Genomic DNA, 20676 nt, shown 5'->3' on the forward strand with positions numbered 1-20676 from the left:
GTGAATATTCCCAAATTGAAACATAGCGGTTCCGGTAACTTCTTTCTGATTGCCGGGCCATGTGCCATTGAAAACCGCCCAATGGCGCTGGATATTGCCGCAAAACTGGTCGATATCACGAATCGGCTGGAAATTCCGTTCCTGTTTAAAGGTTCGTATCGCAAGGCAAACCGCACCAAACTGAACTCGTTTACCGGTATTGGTGACGTTGCTGCGCTGGAAATTCTGAAGGAAGTGGGCGAGACGTTCGACGTTCCGACGGTTACCGATTTCCACGAATCGCACGAAGCCGCAATGGCGGCCCACTACGTAGACGTATTACAAATACCGGCTTTTCTGTGCCGCCAGACCGATATGCTCACTGCGGCTGCCGAAACCGGTAAGGTTGTCAATATCAAAAAAGGACAATTTATGTCGGGCGATTCGATGGCATTTGCGGTCGAAAAAGTGAAATCCGTTAACCCCGATGCAGCGGTTTTTCTGACCGACCGGGGCAATTCGTTCGGCTATGGCGACCTGATTGTCGATTACCGCAATCTGCCGGTGATGCAGGCCCATGGCGTTCCGGTCGTGATGGACTGCACGCACTCGCTGCAACAGCCCAACCAGTCGTCGGGTGTGACGGGCGGCAAACCGGCGCTGATTGCTACGATTGCCAAAGCCGCCATTGCGGTGGGCGCCGACGGCTTGTTCATCGAAACGCACCCCAATCCGTCGGAAGCGAAATCGGATGGCGCTAATATGTTGCCGTTGAATCAGTTGGAAGAATTGCTGGCGAAACTGGTGCGGATCCGGAAAGCAATATCCTGACGACAATCAGTAGAAACAGTCGCCCGGACGCTCTACCACCAAACTATATCTCATAGCCATGCAAACCCGGTACACAACCAACCCCACCGATTTTAAAAACTACGACACCGACCGCATCCGTCGGGATTTTCTCATCGAAAATCTGTTTCAGCCCGATGCATTTGAGTTCGTTTATTCCCATTACGACCGGATGATTGTGGGCGGAATCATGCCCGTTGGCCGTCCGCAAACCTTGCCTACTTACGACGAGCTGAAAGCCGATTTCTTTCTGGAACGGCGCGAGCTGGGAATTATCAACGTCGCCGGTGACGGTACGGTAACCGTTGATGGCCAGGAATTTAAGCTGGCGAAAAAAGATTGCTTATACGTTGGACTGGGTAGTCGGAATGTGGTTTTTACCAGCGATCAGGCCGACCAGCCTGCCAAATTTGCCTTGATTTCAACGCCCGCACACCGCGCCTGTCCGACCGCCAGATTAACCTCTGCCGAAGCCTCGCCGGTTGATCTGGGGGCGCAGGAAACCGCTAACCAGCGAACGATTTATAAGTACATTCATGCCGACGGTCTGCAAAGCAGCCAGCTGGTCATGGGCTTGACGACACTGAAGCCTGGAAGCATCTGGAATACCATGCCGCCCCACGTGCACGACCGCCGGATGGAAGCCTACATTTATTTCGATATTCCTGAGAATCAGCGGGTCTTTCACCTGATGGGTCATCCGCAGGAGACTCGTCACCTGGTGGTTGCCAGCGATCAGGCGATTCTGTCGCCACCCTGGTCGATTCATTCGGGTGCCGGAACCACCAATTACTCGTTTATCTGGGCCATGGCGGGGGAAAATTACACCTTTACCGATATGGATTTTGTCCAATTGACCGCCATTCGGTGAAAGGGTTCGCTGAGGCAGCTGCGTGTTTTAGTTAGAATAGAAGAGTGATAGAGATTTAATTTGTATTTAATAATAAAGTTGATTGAACGGGAAAGCCTGATTATCAGCTAGTAGAGTGTTGTTCACTTAACATATTCGTCGGGTCCGCATGGTGCTGTTATAAAAATGTTACCAGATACAGTTACCTTTGATGGTTACCTTTGCATGTTATTTCGTCACCTGAAACTATGTCCATCGTAAACAAAGCCAGGCAGGCCTATCACAAATTGTTTCCTGCCCCTGTCCTAAAAGATTTTCCAAAAGAGAATTTGCCCTGGATTGACCAGAAAAATCCGGACATTGAAGGATTTGTGAAGCAATTCCCGAAAGCCCTTCAATTACCTTATGATCTGACCGAAAAACTCCATTTTTGGAAGGAAAACGGGTATGTCATTCTGGAGCAGGTTATTTCGGATGATCTGATCGATGCCTACCTTGCCGATGTGCAGGAGCTGATTGAAAAGCACAAAGAATACGACATTACGATTCGGATCGACCGGCCCGAGTATGTCAAGCATCCGGTGATGAAAGTTCGGGATGTGCCGCGCGAAATCATTGAAGGACAGTATATTAAAGTAATGGACTTCCACAATGCATCGGTCGCTGGCAAGAAACTAATGCTGCACAAGGCCATCGTGTCTTTTCTGGAGGCCATCTTTAATGAGAAAGTCGTGGCCATGCAAAGCCTGACTTTCCTGTATGGTTCGCAGCAGGAAACACACCAGGATTTTCCCTATGTTGTTCCGCAGGTTCCCAGCCACCTGGCGGCAGCCTGGATTGCCCTGGAAGATGTGAAACCCGGATCGGGCGAACTGCATTATTACGTCGGTTCCCACAAAATCCAGAAGTTTAACTGGGGGAATGGTATTTTTTTCAATGCAGAATCGACCAAAAATCCGACGGATTTCGGTAAATACCTGAGTGCGGAATGCGAACGTCTGGGTCTGGAGAAAAAGACGCTTTTAATAAAGAAAGGAGATGTGCTGATCTGGCATGCGGCTCTGGCCCACGGTGGTGAACCGATTCTGGATGATAATCTGACCCGTAAATCCTACGTCTGCCACTATTCGTCGGCGCTGGGTTATTTCCGTCATCGTCACGATCTCGTTAACGAACCCATCCGGATCAACATGAACGGTGCCGATGTGTTTGCTGACCCCAAATTGACCTCTTACGAAGATTCGTTTAAACGCGGGGTGAACATTAATTAACCGTTCACGCAGCCGGTTTTATAAAAAAATGCCCGCCAATCCGGCGGGCATTTTTCAAATCTACCAATCTCTATTATAACTTCATGAAGTTCGTTAGTTAGCGCTCTTGATCGAGCTGGCACCGGACGTATTGGAGCGAATGGACGCCGAACCCCGGTAAGTCAGGCTGCTGGCTCCGCTGGCTTCGGCATCGAGCCGGTCGGTGACGTTCATGCGGGCGCTGCTGGCTCCTGATAAGTCTACGGTGGCATTCGCTACTTTCAAATCATAGGCTTTCAGCGTCGTTGCCCCCGAAACTTCCCCTTCCAGCCGCTTGGCCTGGCCGGTCAGTGTCACGTTCGATGCGCCGGAAAGATCGACCATCACCCGTTCGGCGTCGACTTCAATGGTCGAAGTCGATGCGCCGGAAATATCGACGCCGAGTTCCTTGAGGTTCCGGAAACCGGTTACATCGGAACGGGAAGCACCCGAAAAAGAAACACTTTTCAGATCCGGCATGGTTACGTTGACCGTCACTCGTTGCCGGTTACGGTTCCAGCCATTTTTATCTTTATACCGAATCTGTAATTTATTGCTGATCACTTTGGCTTCCAGATCGTCCAGGTCGGAACTACGCCCCGAAGCGGTCACTTTATAACCACTTCCGCGCGAAACGTGAATGGTGAAGGCGCTGCCCAGATCGAGCCGGTTGAAGTCGCTGACGTTGAAAGTACGGGTTTCGTCCTGCACACTCAGGTTACTCATAATTTCCATCAACTGGCTTCCCGAAGGACTGATGGCGGCAACTGATAAAACCGCCACGGATAGCACAAATGGCGTCAATAAGGTGAGGGCAAATGGCCTTTTCATATGCAGATGTTTTGAAGGATTTGCGGTAAAGATGCAACGAATCTCCAAAACGTTGCACCCTCACCGCGTACCCACGGAGTTTAGTCCGTGATTTTATTCAATCAGGTTAGTGGTAAGGATCTTACGGACTAAAGCGGCCGCGGCCGTCCGACCGAAGGTGCTTACTCCTGATTCCGGGGGCCGTTGACGCTGCTGGCTCCGCTGGTTCTGGAGTTCAGATCGGTTACCGTTCCAAACTCGGCATTGCTGGCTCCCGAGGCATTCACATCGGCACGTCCTACGTTCATCGACGTCGCATCGAGTTTGCAGGCTCCCGATAACTGCGCATCCAGGCTGTTGGTACGTCCCCGCAGGGTGGCTTTCGACGCACCCGTCAGGTCCAGATCAAGTTTGTTGGTTTTTACGTCCAGCAATGCTTTGCAGGCGCCGGTCAGGTCCACATCCAGGTTATCGATGTTGTCGAAACCGCTCACGATCGACTGGGTTGCGCCTGAGAAATGGATCGAATTTACGTTCGGCATCGAAACGGTGATGCCGATGCGCTTGCGGTTTTTCCACTTGAAGATTCCTTTGTCGCGGAAATCGACGTGCAGTTCGCCGTTTTCCACCCGAACGCGGAGGTCGTCGATGTCTTCTTCGCGGCCATCGGCCACTACCCGGAACGCTGAATCCTGTTTGATTCGCACGGCAAAGGCACCACCCATGTCAATCTTCGAGAAGTTGGCGGCTTCAAACTGGCGGGTATATTCGCCTTTGTGGTTGAAATCATCACCCAGTTCATTGCGGAGAACTTCGTCGATGGCGTCGTTGGTATCAAAATCCCGTTCGTAATGGTCTTCGTTCAGTTGGCGCGGGCGGTTGAGGGACACCAGACCGTCGGCTTTCGTGAATTTCCAGATGCTGGATTTCATGCGGTCAATTTCCTCATTCCCGAATTCGTTGCGGATGTGCCGGGCAAAAGCTTCGGTCATGCGGAACGGGCGTTCGTAGGGAATATAAACCGTGAGGTCGATGTCCTGATCCCGGAACCGGGCGCCCGACTTGATCTCGTAACTATCATCAAACCGCACCAGCGAGTCTTTCACGGCCCAGTTATAAATCACCGTCTTCGCATTCCGCTGGGCTTCCTGACGGGTTGGACCCTGCGCTTCGTATCGTTTTAGCAATTTCCAGGAAGCTCCATCAATGCCTTCCAGTTCGATCGACGTATGAAAATCACCGTCATGGTTGTCGATATCGTTGATATCGAGCGTCGGAATGGCGGCCGGAAGCTGGATAACTTCGGTTTCTTCGACCACGCCGGTCCGGCTGAACTCACTAACTATCTGCGGAATCGTGGCGGCCAGACCAACCAGACCCAAAAACCAGATGCACAACAGCGTCAGTGAAATGCCCGTAGTAACCAGCGCCCGCTGTGTGATGATCATAATTCCCAGAATGGCCAGACCCAGACCCGGCAGAAAAACCGCTACGAAGGCCGACAAAATCATCGGGGGAGAGATTTCACGCTGAAGCATGTACGGAATGTCACTGCCTCCGAAGTGGATGCCCCGCAACCCGAAAACCGTACCCAATACGCCCAGGGCGCCCATCATGATTGCAAAACCGACCACGACCAGAAACACCCCGGCCAACACCCGTACGATCGATACCGTACCCCGCGCCATCGGACCTAATATACTGGCCAGACCGTTGAAAATACTGGCAATGATGCGAAACGGGAACAGTAAAACTTTGGCTACGGTGCTTTCTTCGGCGGTTTCGTTGATATCAAGGCTGCGCTTGATATTGCTCTCGATGTTCGAGAGCGTAATGGGCTCCCCCTGCATTTCCATCTTTTCGGTTAAGGTATTGGCCGTAGGAGAGATGATCCAGAGAACGAGGTAAGCCAGAAAACCGGTACCAAATAGAAAAATGGTCAGCACAAACAACAGGCGAACCACGCCGGAATCGGTGCCAAAGTAAGCGGCAATACCCGAAGCAACCCCGCCCAGCACTTTGTCGTCCGGATTTCGGTAAAATTTCTTGACACTTTTGTCATCTTCGAGGGTGGTCGAACCCGGAAACGCAATCCACATGGCGATGTACAGGACCACGGTAAAACCGGAAAGGCCGCCAAAAAACTCACCGCCACCACCCATGATGCCGCTGAACGGCGGCAGCGCCAGAATGAGCGTTACGAAAACCAGCCGCACCCAAACCGGGTCGATGTTGAAATAATTGGCAATCCCGGCCGCTACTCCACCGGCGATTTTCCGGCGTAAGTCGCGGTACAGTTTGCGGGGGGCCGTATGGGCGGGGCGCGGAGGCACCGGACCGGTTCCGGCCGAACCACCGGTTTTCTGCTCCCGGCTTTCGCTGGCGGGGCGGGCGGATTCAAACGCCGATTGCGAACGACCGGCGGCTGAAGAACTGGCTCCGATGCTGTCTTCCTCCTCGATCGCTTCAAAATCGGCGACGGTGCCCATCGACTGGATCAATTCGTTGACATCCTCCAGCGTCACCACCTGACGCGGACTGGCCTGTTTTTCGGCGGCTTTGAGCTTGTTGATCAGTTTTTCGGCAATCCGGTTTTCGATGTCGGTGATGATTTCCTGGCTGTCTTCGTAGGTCGAAAAGTAGTGTTGAATCGACGTGAGATAACCCTTTAATTTATCGTAGCCATCCTCCTCGATGTGGAAGATCACTCCGCTTATATTTATACTGATGGTCTTTTTCATGGCAAAAACGCGTGTGAAAGAGTCGTGATGTGTTTAGGTCAGTTTTCCGGAGAAGGTGCGTCGGGATCGTTGTCGACGGCCGGAACCGCTGATTCCACCGTGGTCAATCCGTTGATGGCGGCCTTGTGTTTATCGGTTTTACTGACAATCGAGTTCACCGAATCGGATAGTTCCTGCCACGTTTCGTTCATTCCTTTCAGAGACGCCTGGCCGGTTTCGGTCAGCAGGTAGTACTTACGCGGTGGTCCGGAGGTTGATTCAACCCATTTATAATCGAGCAACCCGGCATTCTTGAGCCGGGTGAGCAGGGGGTAGAGCGTGCCTTCCACGACCATGATGCGGGCAGATGTCAGTTCCTCCAGCATGTCGGAAGCATAAACTTCGCCCCGCGAGATGATGTGCAGAATGCAGAATTCCAGAATCCCCTTCCGCATTTGCACTTGTGCATTTTCAATATTCATATCATTGCATGACGTTTAACTAGTTGACGGTGGTGGGAGCTGATCGGGGTGTTCATTAGGTCCATGTTGTTGTTCATCAGGTGTTGTTTACTTTTTAAAAGTGGTCCAATCAGCTCCTGACCTTTCCAGTTTTGATAGTTCAAAGGTACAAAAAGGTACTATGCAATGCAAGGTACTTTAGAAAATTGTATGAGCCGAAATGATAAGCGGAAGAAATACCCAGATGAATGGCGGATTTGGAGGAAGTTCAGATTAATTTGTAAGTTTATCGAGCCGTACCTTTTTTCATCCCGCCATGCGAACCGTAACGCTGCCTTTTTTGCTCTGTCTGTGTACGCTAAAATTGATTGCACGATCAACTGAAAAAGGAAATGAGTGGATCAATTTTTCCCAGACCTATTACCGAATCCCGCTGACGGAGGCCGGTGTTTATCGGCTGACGACGAGCGATTTACAGAAAGCTGGTATCTCAACGGCGTCCATCAACCCGACTTCGTTACAGTTATTCCGTCGGGGCGTCGAGCAAGCCATTTACGTTGCCGGTGAATCAGACAAGAAACTGGATTCCGGCGATTACCTCGAATTCATCGGTGAGCGAAACGACGGGCAGCAGGATTCGCTGCTGTACCGCCCGATGAGTGCCCAGCCGCATCCGTATTACAGCATGTATTCCGACACAGCGGCTTATTTTCTGACCTGGCGGCTGGACGGAAAACCGGGCAAGCGGATGGCAGTTTTGACCGAAACCGATCCGAACGGGCAGGAACCGGAACCGTACCATCTGGCCGAACAGCTCACGGTTCTGACCCATGAAATCTCCACCAATCAGTCGACGAACGCGCCAGCACCTTTTCCCAGCGCGTATGAACTGTTTTTTGAACAGGGTGAAGGCTATACCGGCCCGCTGCTGAAGAAAGACAGCACCGTCAGTCAGACTTTTTTACTCGACGGCTGGGTGCGAACGGCATTGCAAAAAATCGAAATGGAAGTGTTGCTGAACGGGCGGGATAATACGTCGCATTTGTTGGATGTGTTTGCGGGAAAAACCGCTCCGGCGCAATCGCCAGCGGCAACGACCCGGTTTGAGTGGTTTGATATTTCCAAAGTAGCTTTCGACATTTCCCCGACGGACATTTCGGCGTCCAATGAGCTGGTTCTTTCAACGCGCTCGCGCGGCCCGTTTGAAACCGACCGGTATTCTGTCAGCTACTATCGGCTCCGGTATCCGCAATCGTTCAGTCTGGCCAATCTTTCCCGGCGGACGTTCAACCTGCTGCCTAATCCGAAGGGAAAATCCTACATCGAATTCACCGAAGCGCCCGCTGATCCGCTGATCTACGACCTGACCGATCCGGTTCAGCCGCGCCGGTTGGCAACAACGCGCGATGGTTCTGTTCTGAAACTGCTGGTTCCGGAAACCGCCGTTTCGCGTCGGCTGCTGGTGAGCGCCGTCACCCTGACGCCGACCCGGTTGGAGCGTACGGTTTTCCGGAAGATCGATCCAGCGAAACATAATTACCTGATCTTGAGCCACGAAGCTTTGATGAAACCGGTGGGCAACGTGCCCGATCCCGTCAGGGAGTATGCGGGCTACCGGGCGTCGCCAGCGGGCGGGAGCCACGATACGCTGGTCGTTACGATGAAGCAGTTGATCAATCAGTTCAGTTACGGCGAACGGACTCCGCTGGCCATCCGGCGGTTTGCGGATTACATGCTGACGGGAAAAACCGCATCCCGCGATACCACGAAATACATGCTGCTGATCGGGCGCGCCAACGCCTATTACCCGAATCGGACCAGTCCCGATCAATATTACCGGGATCTGGTTTTAACGATTGGGAACGTGCCCGCTTCTGACCTGCTGCTGACCGAAGGACTGGCGGGTTACCCCGAAAATGTACCGGCCATTCCGACCGGGCGAATCAACACGCTCAGCCCGCAGGAGATTCTGGTCTACCTCGCAAAAGTGAAGGAATTTGAACGCGTTCCGGTGAATGAACCCTGGCGGAAGGAGATTCTGCACCTGAGCGGAGGACGTTCGGCCTATGAACTGTCGACCTTCCGCCGGATTCTGGATCAGGCCAGTGAAACCGCCCGGCAGCAGTACGTTGGCGCGAATGTTATTCTTCGATCAAAACAAACCGACGAGCCCGTGGAGCGCGTCGACGTCAGTAATATCGTCAATTCCGGAGTTTCCATGATGACGTTTTTCGGGCATTCGTCGCCCATTGTAACCGATCTGGATTTTGGGTATGCGTCGAAACCAGCCTACGGTTTTCGCAACAAGGGGCGTTATCCGCTGCTGTTTTTCAACGGCTGCGGAGTCGGAAATATCTTTTTTGGAGCCACTAATAACCTCTCCACCGATTGGTTGCTGGCGCCCGACAAGGGAGCGATTGCGATTCTGGCCCACAGCGGCTCGGGTTTTTCCGGTCCGCTCGAAACCTACACCCGGCAGTTCTACCAAACGTTATTCGCCGATAGCGCCTTTCTGAATCAACCCATTGGCCTGGTTCAGCAGGAAACCACCCGGCAGGTGCTGGCGGCTTACAACGGCGCGTACGACATCTCGAATGCCCACCAGATGGTGTTGCAGGGCGACCCGGTTTTGCGGCTGTTCCCGGTTCAAAAACCGGATTTTAGCCTCAATTCGTCCGGGGTTTTTCAGCGAAGTTCGCAAAAAGATTCGGTGCGGCTTGGCGTTGTGGTGACCAATGCCGGGCGTTTCGATGCCGGGCAGCGGGTGGGGCTGGCCATCCGGCAGCGACTGGACGACGGAACGATGCGTTCTTATGGCACGAAAATGCACGCGGCCATTGCCTACCGGGATACCCTTTATTACGCCTTCAAACCCGAGTCGCTTTCCAGCGCCGGCCCGGCCAAAACGCCGAACCGGTTTGAGATTGCGGTTGATCCGGATCTGCAAATCGATGAGTCTGACGAAACCAATAACGTGTTGGTTTTTGACCTGAAAACCGGTATGGACGGGTATACGGTCGTGTTGCCGGATTCCGGCCAGCGGTTTCCCCTGGACCGGTTGAATCCGCAGCTGGACGTGACATTTGATGGTATTTTGCTGCAGAATGGCGCGCTGGTTTCGGCGAATCCGTTGATTCGGCTGGTCTTGCAGGACGAAGATCCGTATCGAATTCGGCAGGATACCGTCGGAATTGATGTCTTTCTGAAAAAACCGTGTGCCACCTGCGATCTCGAACGCGTTACGCTGAACAGCCCGGACGTCAGCTGGAAACCGGCCCAATCAGACAACCGGTTTGTGCTGGATTATCAGCCGAAAAATCTGGCCGACGGCAACTATGTTTTGCAGGTTTACGCGGCCGATGTCAGCGGAAACCGGGCCGGGCCGAAGCCCTACGAAATTCAGTTTCGGGTGAAAACCGACGACAGTTTGTCAGTCGTGCAGGCCACGCCCAATCCGGTTTTGACCCACACCCGGTTTCGCTTTACGGTTTCCGGCCAGGAACCGCCGGGCGACGGTCAGATTCTGATTCGGAACCTGAATGGTCAGCTCGTTCGGACAATCCGGCAGTCCGTGCGCGTTGGCGAAAATTTCTTTCTGTGGGATGGCACCGATCAGGGTGGGGTGCAACTGCCCAACGGCCTGTATCTGTTTCAGTTAACGTTGGAAGATGGCCGCCGGAAAACCGGAAAAGTTGTTCTGCATCGCTGATCAATCCCAGCATTCCATCAGCAGCAAATCCCCCGTTCGGTACTGAATCCGGACAAAACCGTCTTCGGCGGCTTCGTTGCTGTTGCCGGTCCGGTAGCCCAGCGTCAGGGCCTCATCATTTAAATTGTACTTCAGGCCTTCGGTAACAATGCCGTCGACCGTGCCGACCGGGATGAGGGAAATCGGCGTCCCTTTGGCGTACCATTTTTCGAATGCCCCAACCAGGGGCGTAATTTTCGAATGATCATCGACCATGACAATCTTGATGCGGTTTTTATGCCGGACCATATTGGTCATGTTGGAAATCGAGTGGTCGGCGCGTCGCCCGGTGGCCCACACGATGTTGACGGCCGGAAAACCGCGTTCGATCAAAAAAGCGATGCCTTTGTCCAGATCGGTATTGGCCTGGTCGGGCGTGTGAATGATTTCAATCGGGTATTGCCGCTGACGAATCAATTCAAAATCAGGCTGATAGTCGAAGTCTCCCAGCAAAACATCCACTTTTATTTCCAGATCCAGCACGCGCCAGATTGCTTTGTCCAGCACCACCACGAACGGATTCCATTCGAGCAATTGCCCCAGCAGATCCGGGTCGCAGCTTTCGCCGTTGGCAATCAACAAAGCCGGTTCCTGTTTGTCGCGAACGATGTGGTGGGAAGACATAAGGGAGGTATGAATTATGGGTTATGAATGATGGACGCTGAATTAGGAGGGGTGTTTTCCGGTTTGTAAATGTTGGCGGATCACGGCCCTATCGTCGGGGGTGTTGGCATTGATTAATTCCCGGACGTTGTCAATTTCTACCAACTCAATGTCGTTCGTCATCAGGATGGTTCGGGGAAATGGTGCTCCGGCTTCGATCGCCCGTAAAATCGCCGGGTAGGCCGCCGGTTCCCAGATGCAAATAGAGGGGTCGGGAAACCGGTGGTCGCTGTCCCAGAAAACCGTTGCCATTTTATCCGGGTTGCGGTTTTCGACCAGCTTCCGGATCGATTGTTCGGATAACAGCGGCAAATCACAGACCACCGCCAGCCAGGCATGATGAGCGGATTGCTGCTGGAACGCAGTTAAAATACCGACCAATGGACCGGCCACCGACGCCTGATCTTCAATCAACTTAAACCGGCCAACGGCCCATTGGTTTGCCTGCTCCGCGTTGACCGACACAAAAACGTCGTCGCAATAGGGACTCAGTAAATCGTGCAGGTATTCAAACTGCGGTTTTCCGTGGTAGTCGATGGTACTTTTGTCCACACCCATGCGCGTGCTGCGGCCACCGGCCAGCACCAGACCCAGCAGGGCAGGAGTCGGCTCAGGCGGTTTTGTGGAAGTCATGCTTGCCACCGGTTTTGTCTAACAACCGGGTTTCTTTGATCACAATATCGTGCGAAAACGCCTTGCACATGTCGTAAACCGTCAGAGCGGCCACCGACGCGCCCACCAGCGCTTCCATTTCCACCCCGGTTTTGGCTTCAAGGGCAGTGGTGCATTCGATTATGACTTCGTTGCCTTCGGCCACAATCGTGAACTTGCAGCTATCCAGCCCGAGCGGATGGCAGAGCGGAATCAGGTCGGAGGTGCGTTTGGCGGCCATTGTTCCGGCAATGATTGCGGTTTGAAAAACCGGGCCTTTTTTCGTCTGAATCTCCTGACCCTGCAAATGCTGCATAATATCGTCGTTCAGGACCACAACGCTCCGGGCGCGGGCCACCCGGCGGGTAATGGCTTTGTCGCCGACATCCACCATCGACGGATTGCCTTTTGAATCTAAGTGGGAAAACATATAAAGATTCTAAATGATGAATGATGAACGATGGATGATGAATTGAGCGCATCCGCATAATTCATCATCCATCGTTCATTATTTAGGGTTAACTCTCAACTCATAACTCCTGAGGGCCTGGTAGACGCGGTGGACGGGGAGGCCCATGACGGTGTAGAACGAACCTTCGATGCGCTGGATGCCGATCATGCCGATGGGTTCCTGCACGCCGTAGGCACCGGCTTTGTCGAACGGGCGGTATTTTTCCACGTACGACCGGATTTCGTAGTCATCAAGCGGATTGAAAATCACCGTCGCAACGTCGGTAAACGAAACGGTTTCCTCGGCTGATAGCAGGCAAACGCCGGTCATGACCTGGTGCGCGCGGCCCGAAAGCCGCCGGAGCATGGCCACGGCTTCGTCGGCGTCGGACGGTTTATTCAGAATATCGGTATCCACCACCACAATCGTATCGGCGCACAAAACCAGCTGGTCGCCCAGATCGGCACGAAATTGGTCGACTTTCTGACGGGCCAGAAACGACGGAACGTCGGCAACGGGCATATCCGCCGGGAAGTCTTCATCGGTTGGTCGAACGTCGACGCGGAACGTGCAGCCCATTTCCCGCATGAGTTGTTGTCGGCGGGGTGAATTGGAAGCCAGCACCAGGGGGCGGGTCAATTGCATGGATTTTTGAAATATTATTTGTATACTTTAAACGCTTAACTGGAAAGAAGCATCTTTTTACCGCAAACATAACAACTAAACCGTCTTGAAAACAGACTTTCAGATCCGAACCGCTACGCCGGAGGATGCCGTTGCGCTGACTGAACTGTCGATCCGCACGATGCGGGAAGCTTTCGGGCCGCCACACAATCCGGCGGAACTGGTGGAAGCGTATATTGAAGAGACCTTTTCGGTGGAGAAAATCCGGCGGGAGTTGCTGGACTCCAAAGCGACTTTTTTATTGACTATCGGCCCGGACCAGGAGGTGGTCGGCTACGCAAAAATGCGCCGAAACCGCCCTCCCCGGCAGCTCAGTGGTCAACATGCCATCGAAATTCAGCGTTTATATGTATCGGATCGGCAAATCGGGAAAGGATTGGGGCGAAATTTGATGGAAAGTTGTCTGAATCTGGCCCGGCATGAAGGGTACCAAACCGTCTGGCTGGGTGTGTGGGAACGAAACAAACGGGCGATTGCCTTTTACGAAAAAACCGGTTTTCAGCGGTGTGGCTGGCATTATTTCCAGTTTGGCGACGAACGGCAGCGGGATTATTGGATGAAAAAAGAAGTTTAGTCGCGTGAAACAATTGCTACGTCGTCAGATCCATTTCGGTAACACGCCATTCGCTCGAATGAGCTGGCTGGCCGGATTGTGGCTTCTGCTGACGGTTTCGGTTGCGGTTGCGCAGAAAATTAAAATCCCCGTTCCCGACACCCGCAGCGATACGCTCACCCTGACGGATTCGATTTCAAAAGGCATTCGCGACCAGAAACAGATCGAGCGGGACAGTCTGTTTTACGTCAAGCTGAAAAACCGGATGTTTAAACACCGCGTGACGCGGGAACTCCACAAGCTGCTGTTTCACGATAATTACAACAGCCGGATCAAAACCGGTGATGTCAACGAAATTGAAGTCAATCCGTTCGTGCAGTACCAGGGCCGCGTGATCAATAAAATCTACGTTCGGCGGCTGGGTGTTTTTGGCCCCAGCGTTTACGATACGCTGCGCCGGCCGCGAAGCTGGCTGGAAAGAACCGCTAACCAGCTTCATGCAGACACGCGGGAGGGCGTCATCCGGCGGTCGTTTCTGCTGTTCGAGGAGGGTGATCGTGTCAGTCCGGACACGCTGCGCGACAACGAACGGCTGCTGCGGAGCTCCAATGTGTTTCACGATGCCCGGATCATTGTTGTGCCTCACGGCGGGAGCCGCGGTTTTGTCGATGTGTACGTCATTACGCAGGACGTCTGGTCGCTGGTGCCATCGGGGAGTGTGGGCGCTTTAAACCGGTTTGACCTGCGGCTCGATCAGCGAAACTTTCGCGGCCTTGCGCACACCTTTAGCAATCAGATCGCCTACAACGGCACGGACCCTTTTCAGAAACTCGAATACCGGGGGCGGTATATCGTTCCTTACATTGGCAAAACCTTTTTTACGGGGCAGGCCGATCTGATTGAGACCCGGGATCTGAAGCAATATTCCCTCCGGTTTTACCGCCCGTTTCTGACCCCGGATACCAAATGGGCCGGGTCGGCCGAACTGAGCTACAACCGGTTTCCCCGCTACGTGGTTTTTTCGGAAGATACCGCGCGACTTACCCGCCTGGGCTATTATTACAACGACATCTGGGCCGGTTATGCGTTCAAACCATTCTTCAGTTTTCTGGGCGAAGGCGACGACCGGACGCGGCTGGTCATCGCGGCCCGGTTTACGCGGCTGGCCTTTACCTCCCGCCCGGAGGTGCGGGCCGATACCAATCAGTTGTTTCAGAATACCAATGCCACCCTGTTCAGCATCGGTTTGTCGCGTCGCCGTTACGTGCGTGACGTCCTGATTTACGGTTTTGGGCGGACGGAAGACGTTCCGTACGGGAGCCTGGCGTCGATTGTGGCGGGGTATGACAACGCCGAGCTTGGGCAGCGTAAGTATCTGGGATTCAAGTATTCGAAAGCCCACTATCTGGAATCGTTCGGCTATTTGTATGGCGCATTGAGCATCGGTAGTTACCTGCGCAGCAAAACCCAGGTGGAGCAGGGAGTGCTTACCCTGGAGTCGAGTTATTTTACGCCCCTTCGAACAACGAACTGGGGCAACTGGCGGCATTTCATCAACTTCCGTTATACAATGGGCGCCGAACGGTTTAACAATGAGTACATTACGCTCAGTGGCCGCGACCGGCTTGGAATTAACAATGACAATTTGCGCGGAACCCGGTTGTTACTCACCAATATTGAAAACCTGCTTTTTTCGCGTTTGAACATTGTCGGTTTTCGGGTAGCCATCGTCACGTTCGCCAACCTCGGTCTGGTGAGTTACCAAACCCGAAAACTGTTTCAGGGGCCTCTGTATCAGGGGTATGGCGTGGCTTTCCGGCTGCGGAACGAAAACCTGACGTTTAACAGTTTTCAGATACGAATCGCCTGGTATCCGAATATTCCAGGGAATGCCGCTCCCTTCCGGCCCGCCTTTGAAGGCGTCCCTACGGCCCGTTTTCGCGACTTTGACACCTCGGCCCCGGAAATTATTCCATACCGCTGAAACTTTTTTTGGTTATAGTGTTGTTACATTAAATGTATAGACATTATATTTGTAACGTTAAATGGAAATGGGAATTAGAGGTTAAATAGTTATTTTGCAACTGAACCGACAAAGCCGTTCCCTTTTAGCCCTAATGACAATGCCAATCGAAAATGACATAAAACAAACCACCTCGTTCAGGTCGCCCTATCATCGGATGACGGTAAACCTGATGTATACCAACGGCTGGGTATGCGACGAGCAGATGTATCTATTGAAGCCGTATGGGTTAACCATTCAGCAATACAATGTGCTGCGTATTTTGCGCGGGCAGTACCCCAATCCGGTTAAAGTAGCGGACATTACCGAGCGGATGCTGGATAAAATGTCGAATGCATCGCGTTTGGTCGATAAATTGCTGGCTAAAGAATTAGCCCAGCGTACCGAATGCCCGAATGATCGCCGGGCCGTCGATGTGGTGATTACGGAAAAAGGACTGGAGCTGCTGAAAATCATGGATCAGCATCAGAATCAGTGGGAAACGCGGTTTCATAACCTGACCGAAGCCGAAGCCGACGAACTGAACCGCCTGCTGGACAAACTCCGCGGATCGACCGAATAGAATTACCAGTTTTTTAAGTTTATAAGTTAATCAATTTACAACCAACCAACTTCCCTCAAGTTAATCTCATGTACAAGCAAATTTTAGTAGGATTCGTGGCCGCAACCGTGGCACTGAGTAATCCCGTAGCAGCAAACGGAACGTCTGATCGTGGTACTGACAAAAATGCCAAAAAGAACGTCGCCAAAACGACGACCTACAACATCGACGTCGACAAAAGTGTATTGACCTGGAATGGTAAAAAAGTAACCGGCGAACACACCGGCCCGGTAAAAGCCGAAAAAGGGTATTTGACCCTGAGTGGCAACCAGTTGAAAGGCGGTGTCGTATCGATCGACCTGCGGACTATCACCAGCACCGACCTCAAAGACAACAAGGAATACCACGACAAGCTGATCAATCACCTGAAATCAGACGATTTCTTCTCGGTTGAAAAACACCCGGTTGCGACCTTTAAAATTACCAAAGTAAAACCGGTGAACGGAAATGTATCGGATGTAACCGGTGACCTGACCATCAAGGGAATTACGAATCCCGTCACTTTCCCGGTAACGGTTGCGGTTTCCGGCAACACGCTGAATGCCACCGGTAAAGCGACCATCAACCGCGCGAAATTCGATATCCGCTACGGTTCGAAATCCTTCTTCGATAACCTCGGCGACAAAGTGATCTACGACGATTTTACCGTTGATCTGAACATTGTTGCCACTGCCGACAACGCTTCATCAGCCGTTAAGACTAAATAAGTTCTTAGTCTGCTTTTGATCAAAACCGCACCTCCGGCAACGGAGGGCGGTTTTAATTTTTTAGGCAAATCGGGGTAGATCGTCCAGAAAATCAACGGTTTGGAGCTGGTAATCGACGCAGCAGCAGAAGTGCGTCAGGCCATTGGTGACCACGATGTAGGGTGCCTGGTGAACGTGGTTGTAGCGCGCAATCTGATCGAACACCTGCTGAGTGACGGTCACCTGGGGAGCTTTGCATTCCACCAGCAAAAACGGTTTCCCCAGCCGGTCGAACACCAGAATGTCCGTGCGTTTCCGGAGCTGATTCAGTTTCAAACCTCCTTCCGACCGGATCAGTGCTTTCGGATAGCCATACTGGTTCAGCAGCAGATGCACGACGTGTTGCCGGACCCATTCTTCCGGGGTGATCAGCACATACTTTTTCCGCAACACATCGAAAATGTAGGGTTTCCCTTCGATCTGCTTCGTATTGTAATCAAAAACCGGTAGGTTTAGCGATTCCATTCTCCAAAAATAAGGAATCTGGCGGATTAACGAACCAATCCGTCCTCCTTCGGTTCATTCATCACGCACTTCATACCATGAAAACGAAAGAAGAAATTGTTCGGAACTGGCTACCGCGCTATACCGGAACACCCATCGAAGTGTTTGGCGAGTATATTCTGCTGACGAATTTTATCAACTACGTCGAGCTGTTTGCCCAAAAATACGGTACGGAAATTTACGGGATGGGCCGGGCCATGCAAACCGCGACGGCCGACAACATCACGATTATCAACTTCGGAATGGGCAGCGCGATGGCGGCCACCGTCATGGATCTGCTGACCGCCGTGAATCCCAAGGCGGTTTTGTTTCTGGGCAAATGCGGAGGGCTGAAAAAGACGCTCGTCGGGGATCTGGTTTTGCCGATTGCGGCCATTCGGGGCGACGGAACGAGCAACGATTACATGCGGCCCGAGATCCCGGCCCTGCCGTCGTTCCGATTACAGCGGGCGGTTTCGTCCATGATCAAAAAACACGAGCTGGATTACTGGACCGGCACGGTTTATACGACCAACCGGCGCATCTGGGAACACGACGAAACCTTCAAGGACTATCTGCGCGAAATCCGGGCGCTGGCCATCGATATGGAAACCGCCACCATTTTTATCGTCGGATTTGCCAACGCCATTCCGCACGGCGCGTTGTTGCTGGTGTCTGACAATCCGATGGTTCCGGAAGGTGTCAAAACGGAAGAAAGCGACAAACGCGTCACCGGCACTTTCGTCGAAAAACACCTCCAGATCGGCATCGACTCCCTCCGCGAACTCGCCACCTCCGGCGAATCCGTTAAACACTTACGGTTTGAATAAAAGAATGAATAATTAACAATGAACAATGAAAACGTGCGTCAGTCTCTTCATTGTTAATTGTTCATTTCATTAATTGTTCATTATTTTATCAATTACAATAATCACTAATCGCCTTATACGCAGGTGTGTAGCCTAGTTCACCGGATTTGCTGAGGTCGAGGCAGCCGCCGTTTTCGTCGCCCAGGCTGTGGCGGATGATGCCGCGCACGTAGTAAACTTCGGAATATTTCGGATTGAGCTGGAGGGCGCTGTTGCAGTCGAGGATGGCGCCTTTCTGATCGCCCTGCTGCGAGCGGATCAGACCCCGGGTGAAATACGCTTCGGAATACGTCGGATTCAATTCAATGGCTTTGTTCAAATCGAGTGTCGCACCTCTGATGTCCGTTATTTTGCTGCGGCTGACGGCCCGGTTAAAGTACGCTTCGGCGCGGTCGGTCGACAGGGCGTCGATGACATTTTTCTGTTGCACCGCATTCCGCAAACCGTCCAGCACCGCCCGGGAAATTTTGCCGGCGTAAACCAGTTTTGTTTCGACCACATTGTCATTGTTGGTTTCAATGGCCGTGTTAAAGTCCTGAATGGCTCCGCGCTGGTCACCTAATTTACCCCGGCTAAAACCCCGTCCGTAAAAAGCGCGGTAATTGGCGGCTTCAATGGCGATGGCGCGGTCGAAGTCACCCATCGACCCTTTGTAGTCTTCCAGCTTGCTTTTGGCAAAGCCCCGGTTGTAGAACGATTCGCCGTCTTCAGGAGCCAGTTCAACGGCTTTGTTCAGATCGTCGATGGCTTTTTGGTACTGACCCAGGTGGATCAGCGAAGCGCCCCGACCCGCATACGCCTGAGCCCGTTTGGGATTCAGCTCAATTACTTTGGAAAAATCGGCCAGACTGCCCGAAAAATCGTCCAGTTTCTGTTTGGTAATGCCCCGGGCGTAGAGCGAAGGGACATTATTCGGATCTAACTCAATGGTTTTGGAAAAATCCTGCAAAGCGCCCCGGTATTGCTCCAGACGGGTCCGGCTAACGCCCCGGTTGTAATACGCCTGCGGATCATCGGGGGCCAGTTCGATGGCCCGGCTAAAATCCATCAAGGCTGCCCTGTGGTCGTCCTGCTTGCTCTTGCTCACGCCACGGCTGAGGTAAGCGAGTGCATCTTTCCCGTTCAGTTCAATGGCGCGGTCGTAGTCCAGAATGGCTCCGCGGTGATCTTTCAAATTGGCTTTGGCGAGGCCCCGGTTGTAATAACTGGGGGCATTTTCGGGGTTGGCGCCGATGGCCATGCTGAATGCCTGCAAAGCGCCCATGTAATCGCCCGATTTACTCTTCGAAATTCCAGCGTCAAAAAAATTGGCCGCGACCTGCTGCGTCTGTGCCTGTGTGAGGGAGATATTCAGTAAAACGCAAAGGAAGAAGAACAGAGGACGGTAAAATTTGAACATAAGTAAAATTACGGTTGAGAGGAAGGTTCAGAGGCCTAAAAATAAGACTTGATTGTCGATGCATCAACATTCAGTTACATTAAATTTTCCCACCTACTTACTCCAAAAGGCAAGACTTACCTTTTCGTTTCCGTAAATTCTGTAATTGAAAAGAACGTAAAGCCTGTGTCGGCCTGCTAATACCGCTTGAGCAGCTCGGGTCTCGTCAGCTTTAAACGACAGAGAATTTGAAAATCATTCTGCCAATATTTCTGCTTATAAAGACAAAATGTCATAAAAACTGAGAAAAAAGAGAATTTTTATGACAAAATGGCGGTAAATTTAAGTTTTTTTCGATTGGTACACAAGTTGAATAAGAGGAGATGTAGTTAAGAAATTAAAAAATAACCAACATAAAAGTCATGAGAACCTTAGTGCATTACAACCAATTTCCTTCTTTCTTTAACAATTTGGTAACCAACGAATTTAGCCGTCATTTCAACACGCCGGGTGGCAAAACCGCTCATACGGTCGTTCCTGCCGTGAATGTGAAAGAAGATGAAACCGCTTATCACATTGAATTAGCCGCTCCCGGTTTGAAGAAAGAAGATTTCGCGATTAACCTGACTAACAATCAGTTGACTATCTCGGCTAAACTGGAACAATCGGAAGAAGACAAAACGGAAAACTATACCCGCAAGGAGTTCAGTTACAGTTCCTTCGAACGGAGTTTCCGGTTACCGAAAAACGTAAACAACGAACAAATCCAGGCCGCTTATACGGATGGTATTTTGAAAATTGATCTGCCGAAAGTTGAAAAACCGGTGATCGAACCCAAACAAATTGCAATCGCGTAAGTTGAGTCGAC

Annotated in this window: 19 protein-coding genes; 10 read left to right on the forward strand and 9 right to left on the reverse strand. The window is 52.1% G+C overall.

Going from position 1 to position 20676, the window contains the following annotated elements; genetic code table 11:
- From kdsA to GJJ30_RS06755, 3 genes are all read left to right on the forward strand, one after another.
- Positions 1–810: a 3-deoxy-8-phosphooctulonate synthase gene (gene kdsA / locus GJJ30_RS06745; protein WP_310588201.1), complete on the forward strand. Its 810-nt coding sequence runs from the start codon at positions 1–3 to the stop codon at positions 808–810.
- A gap of 58 nt (positions 811–868) precedes the next feature.
- Positions 869–1699 (forward strand): 5-dehydro-4-deoxy-D-glucuronate isomerase, encoded by an 831-nt coding sequence (gene kduI, locus GJJ30_RS06750; RefSeq protein ID WP_154174373.1) that lies wholly within the window; start codon positions 869–871, stop codon positions 1697–1699.
- 227 nt (positions 1700–1926) lie between these two features.
- Positions 1927–2949, forward strand: a complete 1023-nt coding sequence (locus GJJ30_RS06755; protein WP_154174374.1) for a phytanoyl-CoA dioxygenase family protein — start codon at positions 1927–1929, stop codon at positions 2947–2949.
- Between the two features lie 93 nt (positions 2950–3042).
- Here the strand turns inward: GJJ30_RS06755 and GJJ30_RS06760 are convergent, their stop codons facing one another.
- From GJJ30_RS06760 to GJJ30_RS06770, 3 genes are all read right to left on the reverse strand, one after another.
- A complete protein-coding gene (locus GJJ30_RS06760; protein ID WP_154174375.1) occupies positions 3043–3798 on the reverse strand; it encodes a head GIN domain-containing protein in 756 nt (251 codons plus the stop codon).
- A 161-nt stretch (positions 3799–3959) separates the two neighbouring features.
- The gene (locus tag GJJ30_RS06765) at positions 3960–6518 is read right to left on the reverse strand and encodes a PspC domain-containing protein (RefSeq protein WP_154174376.1); all 2559 of its coding nucleotides are present in this window, start codon (positions 6516–6518) and stop codon (positions 3960–3962) included.
- 38 nt (positions 6519–6556) lie between these two features.
- Positions 6557–6979 (reverse strand): PadR family transcriptional regulator, encoded by a 423-nt coding sequence (locus tag GJJ30_RS06770; RefSeq protein ID WP_229312994.1) that lies wholly within the window; start codon positions 6977–6979, stop codon positions 6557–6559.
- Between the two features lie 295 nt (positions 6980–7274).
- Between GJJ30_RS06770 and porU2 the strand changes: the two genes are divergently transcribed.
- Positions 7275–10667 (forward strand): putative type IX secretion system sortase PorU2, encoded by a 3393-nt coding sequence (gene porU2, locus GJJ30_RS06775; RefSeq protein ID WP_154174377.1) that lies wholly within the window; start codon positions 7275–7277, stop codon positions 10665–10667.
- On the opposite strand, the gene GJJ30_RS06780 is transcribed toward porU2, so the two are convergent.
- The 4 genes from GJJ30_RS06780 to GJJ30_RS06795 all read right to left on the reverse strand — a co-directional run bounded on the left by GJJ30_RS06780 (position 10668) and on the right by GJJ30_RS06795 (position 13116).
- The gene (locus tag GJJ30_RS06780; RefSeq protein ID WP_154174378.1) at positions 10668–11330 is read right to left on the reverse strand and encodes a thiamine diphosphokinase; all 663 of its coding nucleotides are present in this window, start codon (positions 11328–11330) and stop codon (positions 10668–10670) included.
- 42 nt (positions 11331–11372) lie between these two features.
- Positions 11373–12002, reverse strand: a complete 630-nt coding sequence (locus GJJ30_RS06785; RefSeq protein ID WP_154174379.1) for an NTP transferase domain-containing protein — start codon at positions 12000–12002, stop codon at positions 11373–11375.
- Positions 11980–12450 carry a cyclic pyranopterin monophosphate synthase MoaC gene (gene moaC, locus GJJ30_RS06790; protein ID WP_154174380.1) on the reverse strand — a complete coding sequence of 157 codons (471 nt, stop codon included), beginning with the start codon at positions 12448–12450 and terminating at the stop codon, positions 11980–11982. Before moaC ends, GJJ30_RS06785 begins: the two co-directional genes overlap by 23 nt.
- A gap of 78 nt (positions 12451–12528) precedes the next feature.
- Positions 12529–13116 carry a Maf family protein gene (locus GJJ30_RS06795; protein ID WP_154174381.1) on the reverse strand — a complete coding sequence of 196 codons (588 nt, stop codon included), beginning with the start codon at positions 13114–13116 and terminating at the stop codon, positions 12529–12531.
- Between the two features lie 85 nt (positions 13117–13201).
- Here GJJ30_RS06795 and GJJ30_RS06800 point away from each other — a divergent pair, with 85 nt between their 5' ends.
- From GJJ30_RS06800 to GJJ30_RS06815, 4 genes are all read left to right on the forward strand, one after another.
- A complete protein-coding gene (locus tag GJJ30_RS06800) occupies positions 13202–13729 on the forward strand; it encodes a GNAT family N-acetyltransferase (protein ID WP_154174382.1) in 528 nt (175 codons plus the stop codon).
- A 58-nt stretch (positions 13730–13787) separates the two neighbouring features.
- Positions 13788–15692: a BamA/TamA family outer membrane protein gene (locus tag GJJ30_RS06805; RefSeq protein ID WP_154174383.1), complete on the forward strand. Its 1905-nt coding sequence runs from the start codon at positions 13788–13790 to the stop codon at positions 15690–15692.
- 139 nt (positions 15693–15831) lie between these two features.
- Complete coding sequence (locus tag GJJ30_RS06810) at positions 15832–16293, forward strand: MarR family winged helix-turn-helix transcriptional regulator (protein WP_154174384.1); 462 nt, start codon at positions 15832–15834, stop codon at positions 16291–16293.
- A gap of 68 nt (positions 16294–16361) precedes the next feature.
- Positions 16362–17039 carry a YceI family protein gene (locus GJJ30_RS06815; RefSeq protein WP_154174385.1) on the forward strand — a complete coding sequence of 226 codons (678 nt, stop codon included), beginning with the start codon at positions 16362–16364 and terminating at the stop codon, positions 17037–17039.
- A gap of 60 nt (positions 17040–17099) precedes the next feature.
- Here GJJ30_RS06815 and GJJ30_RS06820 read toward each other — a convergent pair whose 3' ends face one another.
- Positions 17100–17543, reverse strand: a complete 444-nt coding sequence (locus tag GJJ30_RS06820) for a type I restriction enzyme HsdR N-terminal domain-containing protein (protein WP_154174386.1) — start codon at positions 17541–17543, stop codon at positions 17100–17102.
- Between the two features lie 77 nt (positions 17544–17620).
- On the opposite strand from GJJ30_RS06820, the gene GJJ30_RS06825 reads away from it, so the two are divergent.
- A complete protein-coding gene (locus GJJ30_RS06825; RefSeq protein WP_154174387.1) occupies positions 17621–18391 on the forward strand; it encodes an AMP nucleosidase in 771 nt (256 codons plus the stop codon).
- An 88-nt stretch (positions 18392–18479) separates the two neighbouring features.
- Here GJJ30_RS06825 and GJJ30_RS06830 read toward each other — a convergent pair whose 3' ends face one another.
- Positions 18480–19829, reverse strand: coding sequence for a tetratricopeptide repeat protein (locus GJJ30_RS06830; RefSeq protein ID WP_154174388.1), 1350 nt, complete (start codon positions 19827–19829; stop codon positions 18480–18482).
- Between the two features lie 401 nt (positions 19830–20230).
- Here GJJ30_RS06830 and GJJ30_RS06835 point away from each other — a divergent pair, with 401 nt between their 5' ends.
- Positions 20231–20665: an Hsp20/alpha crystallin family protein gene (locus tag GJJ30_RS06835; RefSeq protein WP_154174389.1), complete on the forward strand. Its 435-nt coding sequence runs from the start codon at positions 20231–20233 to the stop codon at positions 20663–20665.
- The last annotated feature ends 11 nt before the right edge of the window (positions 20666–20676 follow it).

It is taken from the genome of Larkinella terrae (assembly GCF_009668025.1).
Taxonomy (GTDB): Bacteria; Bacteroidota; Bacteroidia; order Cytophagales; family Spirosomataceae; genus Larkinella; species Larkinella terrae.

What these genes read in the sequence shown, in the direction of transcription:
- GJJ30_RS06835 (WP_154174389.1), top strand. Translation starts at nt 20,231, where the DNA reads ATGAGAACCTTAGTGCATTACAACCAATTTCCTTCTTTCTTTAACAAT.
- kduI (WP_154174373.1), top strand. Translation starts at nt 869, where the DNA reads ATGCAAACCCGGTACACAACCAACCCCACCGATTTTAAAAACTACGAC.
- GJJ30_RS06805 (WP_154174383.1), top strand. Translation starts at nt 13,788, where the DNA reads ATGAGCTGGCTGGCCGGATTGTGGCTTCTGCTGACGGTTTCGGTTGCG.
- GJJ30_RS06830 (WP_154174388.1), bottom strand. Translation starts at nt 19,829, where the DNA reads ATGTTCAAATTTTACCGTCCTCTGTTCTTCTTCCTTTGCGTTTTACTG.
- GJJ30_RS06795 (WP_154174381.1), bottom strand. Translation starts at nt 13,116, where the DNA reads ATGCAATTGACCCGCCCCCTGGTGCTGGCTTCCAATTCACCCCGCCGA.
- moaC (WP_154174380.1), bottom strand. Translation starts at nt 12,450, where the DNA reads ATGTTTTCCCACTTAGATTCAAAAGGCAATCCGTCGATGGTGGATGTC.
- porU2 (WP_154174377.1), top strand. Translation starts at nt 7,275, where the DNA reads ATGCGAACCGTAACGCTGCCTTTTTTGCTCTGTCTGTGTACGCTAAAA.
- GJJ30_RS06765 (WP_154174376.1), bottom strand. Translation starts at nt 6,518, where the DNA reads ATGAAAAAGACCATCAGTATAAATATAAGCGGAGTGATCTTCCACATC.
- GJJ30_RS06825 (WP_154174387.1), top strand. Translation starts at nt 17,621, where the DNA reads ATGAAAACGAAAGAAGAAATTGTTCGGAACTGGCTACCGCGCTATACC.
- GJJ30_RS06760 (WP_154174375.1), bottom strand. Translation starts at nt 3,798, where the DNA reads ATGAAAAGGCCATTTGCCCTCACCTTATTGACGCCATTTGTGCTATCC.
- GJJ30_RS06785 (WP_154174379.1), bottom strand. Translation starts at nt 12,002, where the DNA reads ATGACTTCCACAAAACCGCCTGAGCCGACTCCTGCCCTGCTGGGTCTG.
- GJJ30_RS06755 (WP_154174374.1), top strand. Translation starts at nt 1,927, where the DNA reads ATGTCCATCGTAAACAAAGCCAGGCAGGCCTATCACAAATTGTTTCCT.
- GJJ30_RS06770 (WP_229312994.1), bottom strand. Translation starts at nt 6,979, where the DNA reads ATGAATATTGAAAATGCACAAGTGCAAATGCGGAAGGGGATTCTGGAA.
- GJJ30_RS06815 (WP_154174385.1), top strand. Translation starts at nt 16,362, where the DNA reads ATGTACAAGCAAATTTTAGTAGGATTCGTGGCCGCAACCGTGGCACTG.
- GJJ30_RS06780 (WP_154174378.1), bottom strand. Translation starts at nt 11,330, where the DNA reads ATGTCTTCCCACCACATCGTTCGCGACAAACAGGAACCGGCTTTGTTG.
- GJJ30_RS06820 (WP_154174386.1), bottom strand. Translation starts at nt 17,543, where the DNA reads ATGGAATCGCTAAACCTACCGGTTTTTGATTACAATACGAAGCAGATC.
- GJJ30_RS06810 (WP_154174384.1), top strand. Translation starts at nt 15,832, where the DNA reads ATGCCAATCGAAAATGACATAAAACAAACCACCTCGTTCAGGTCGCCC.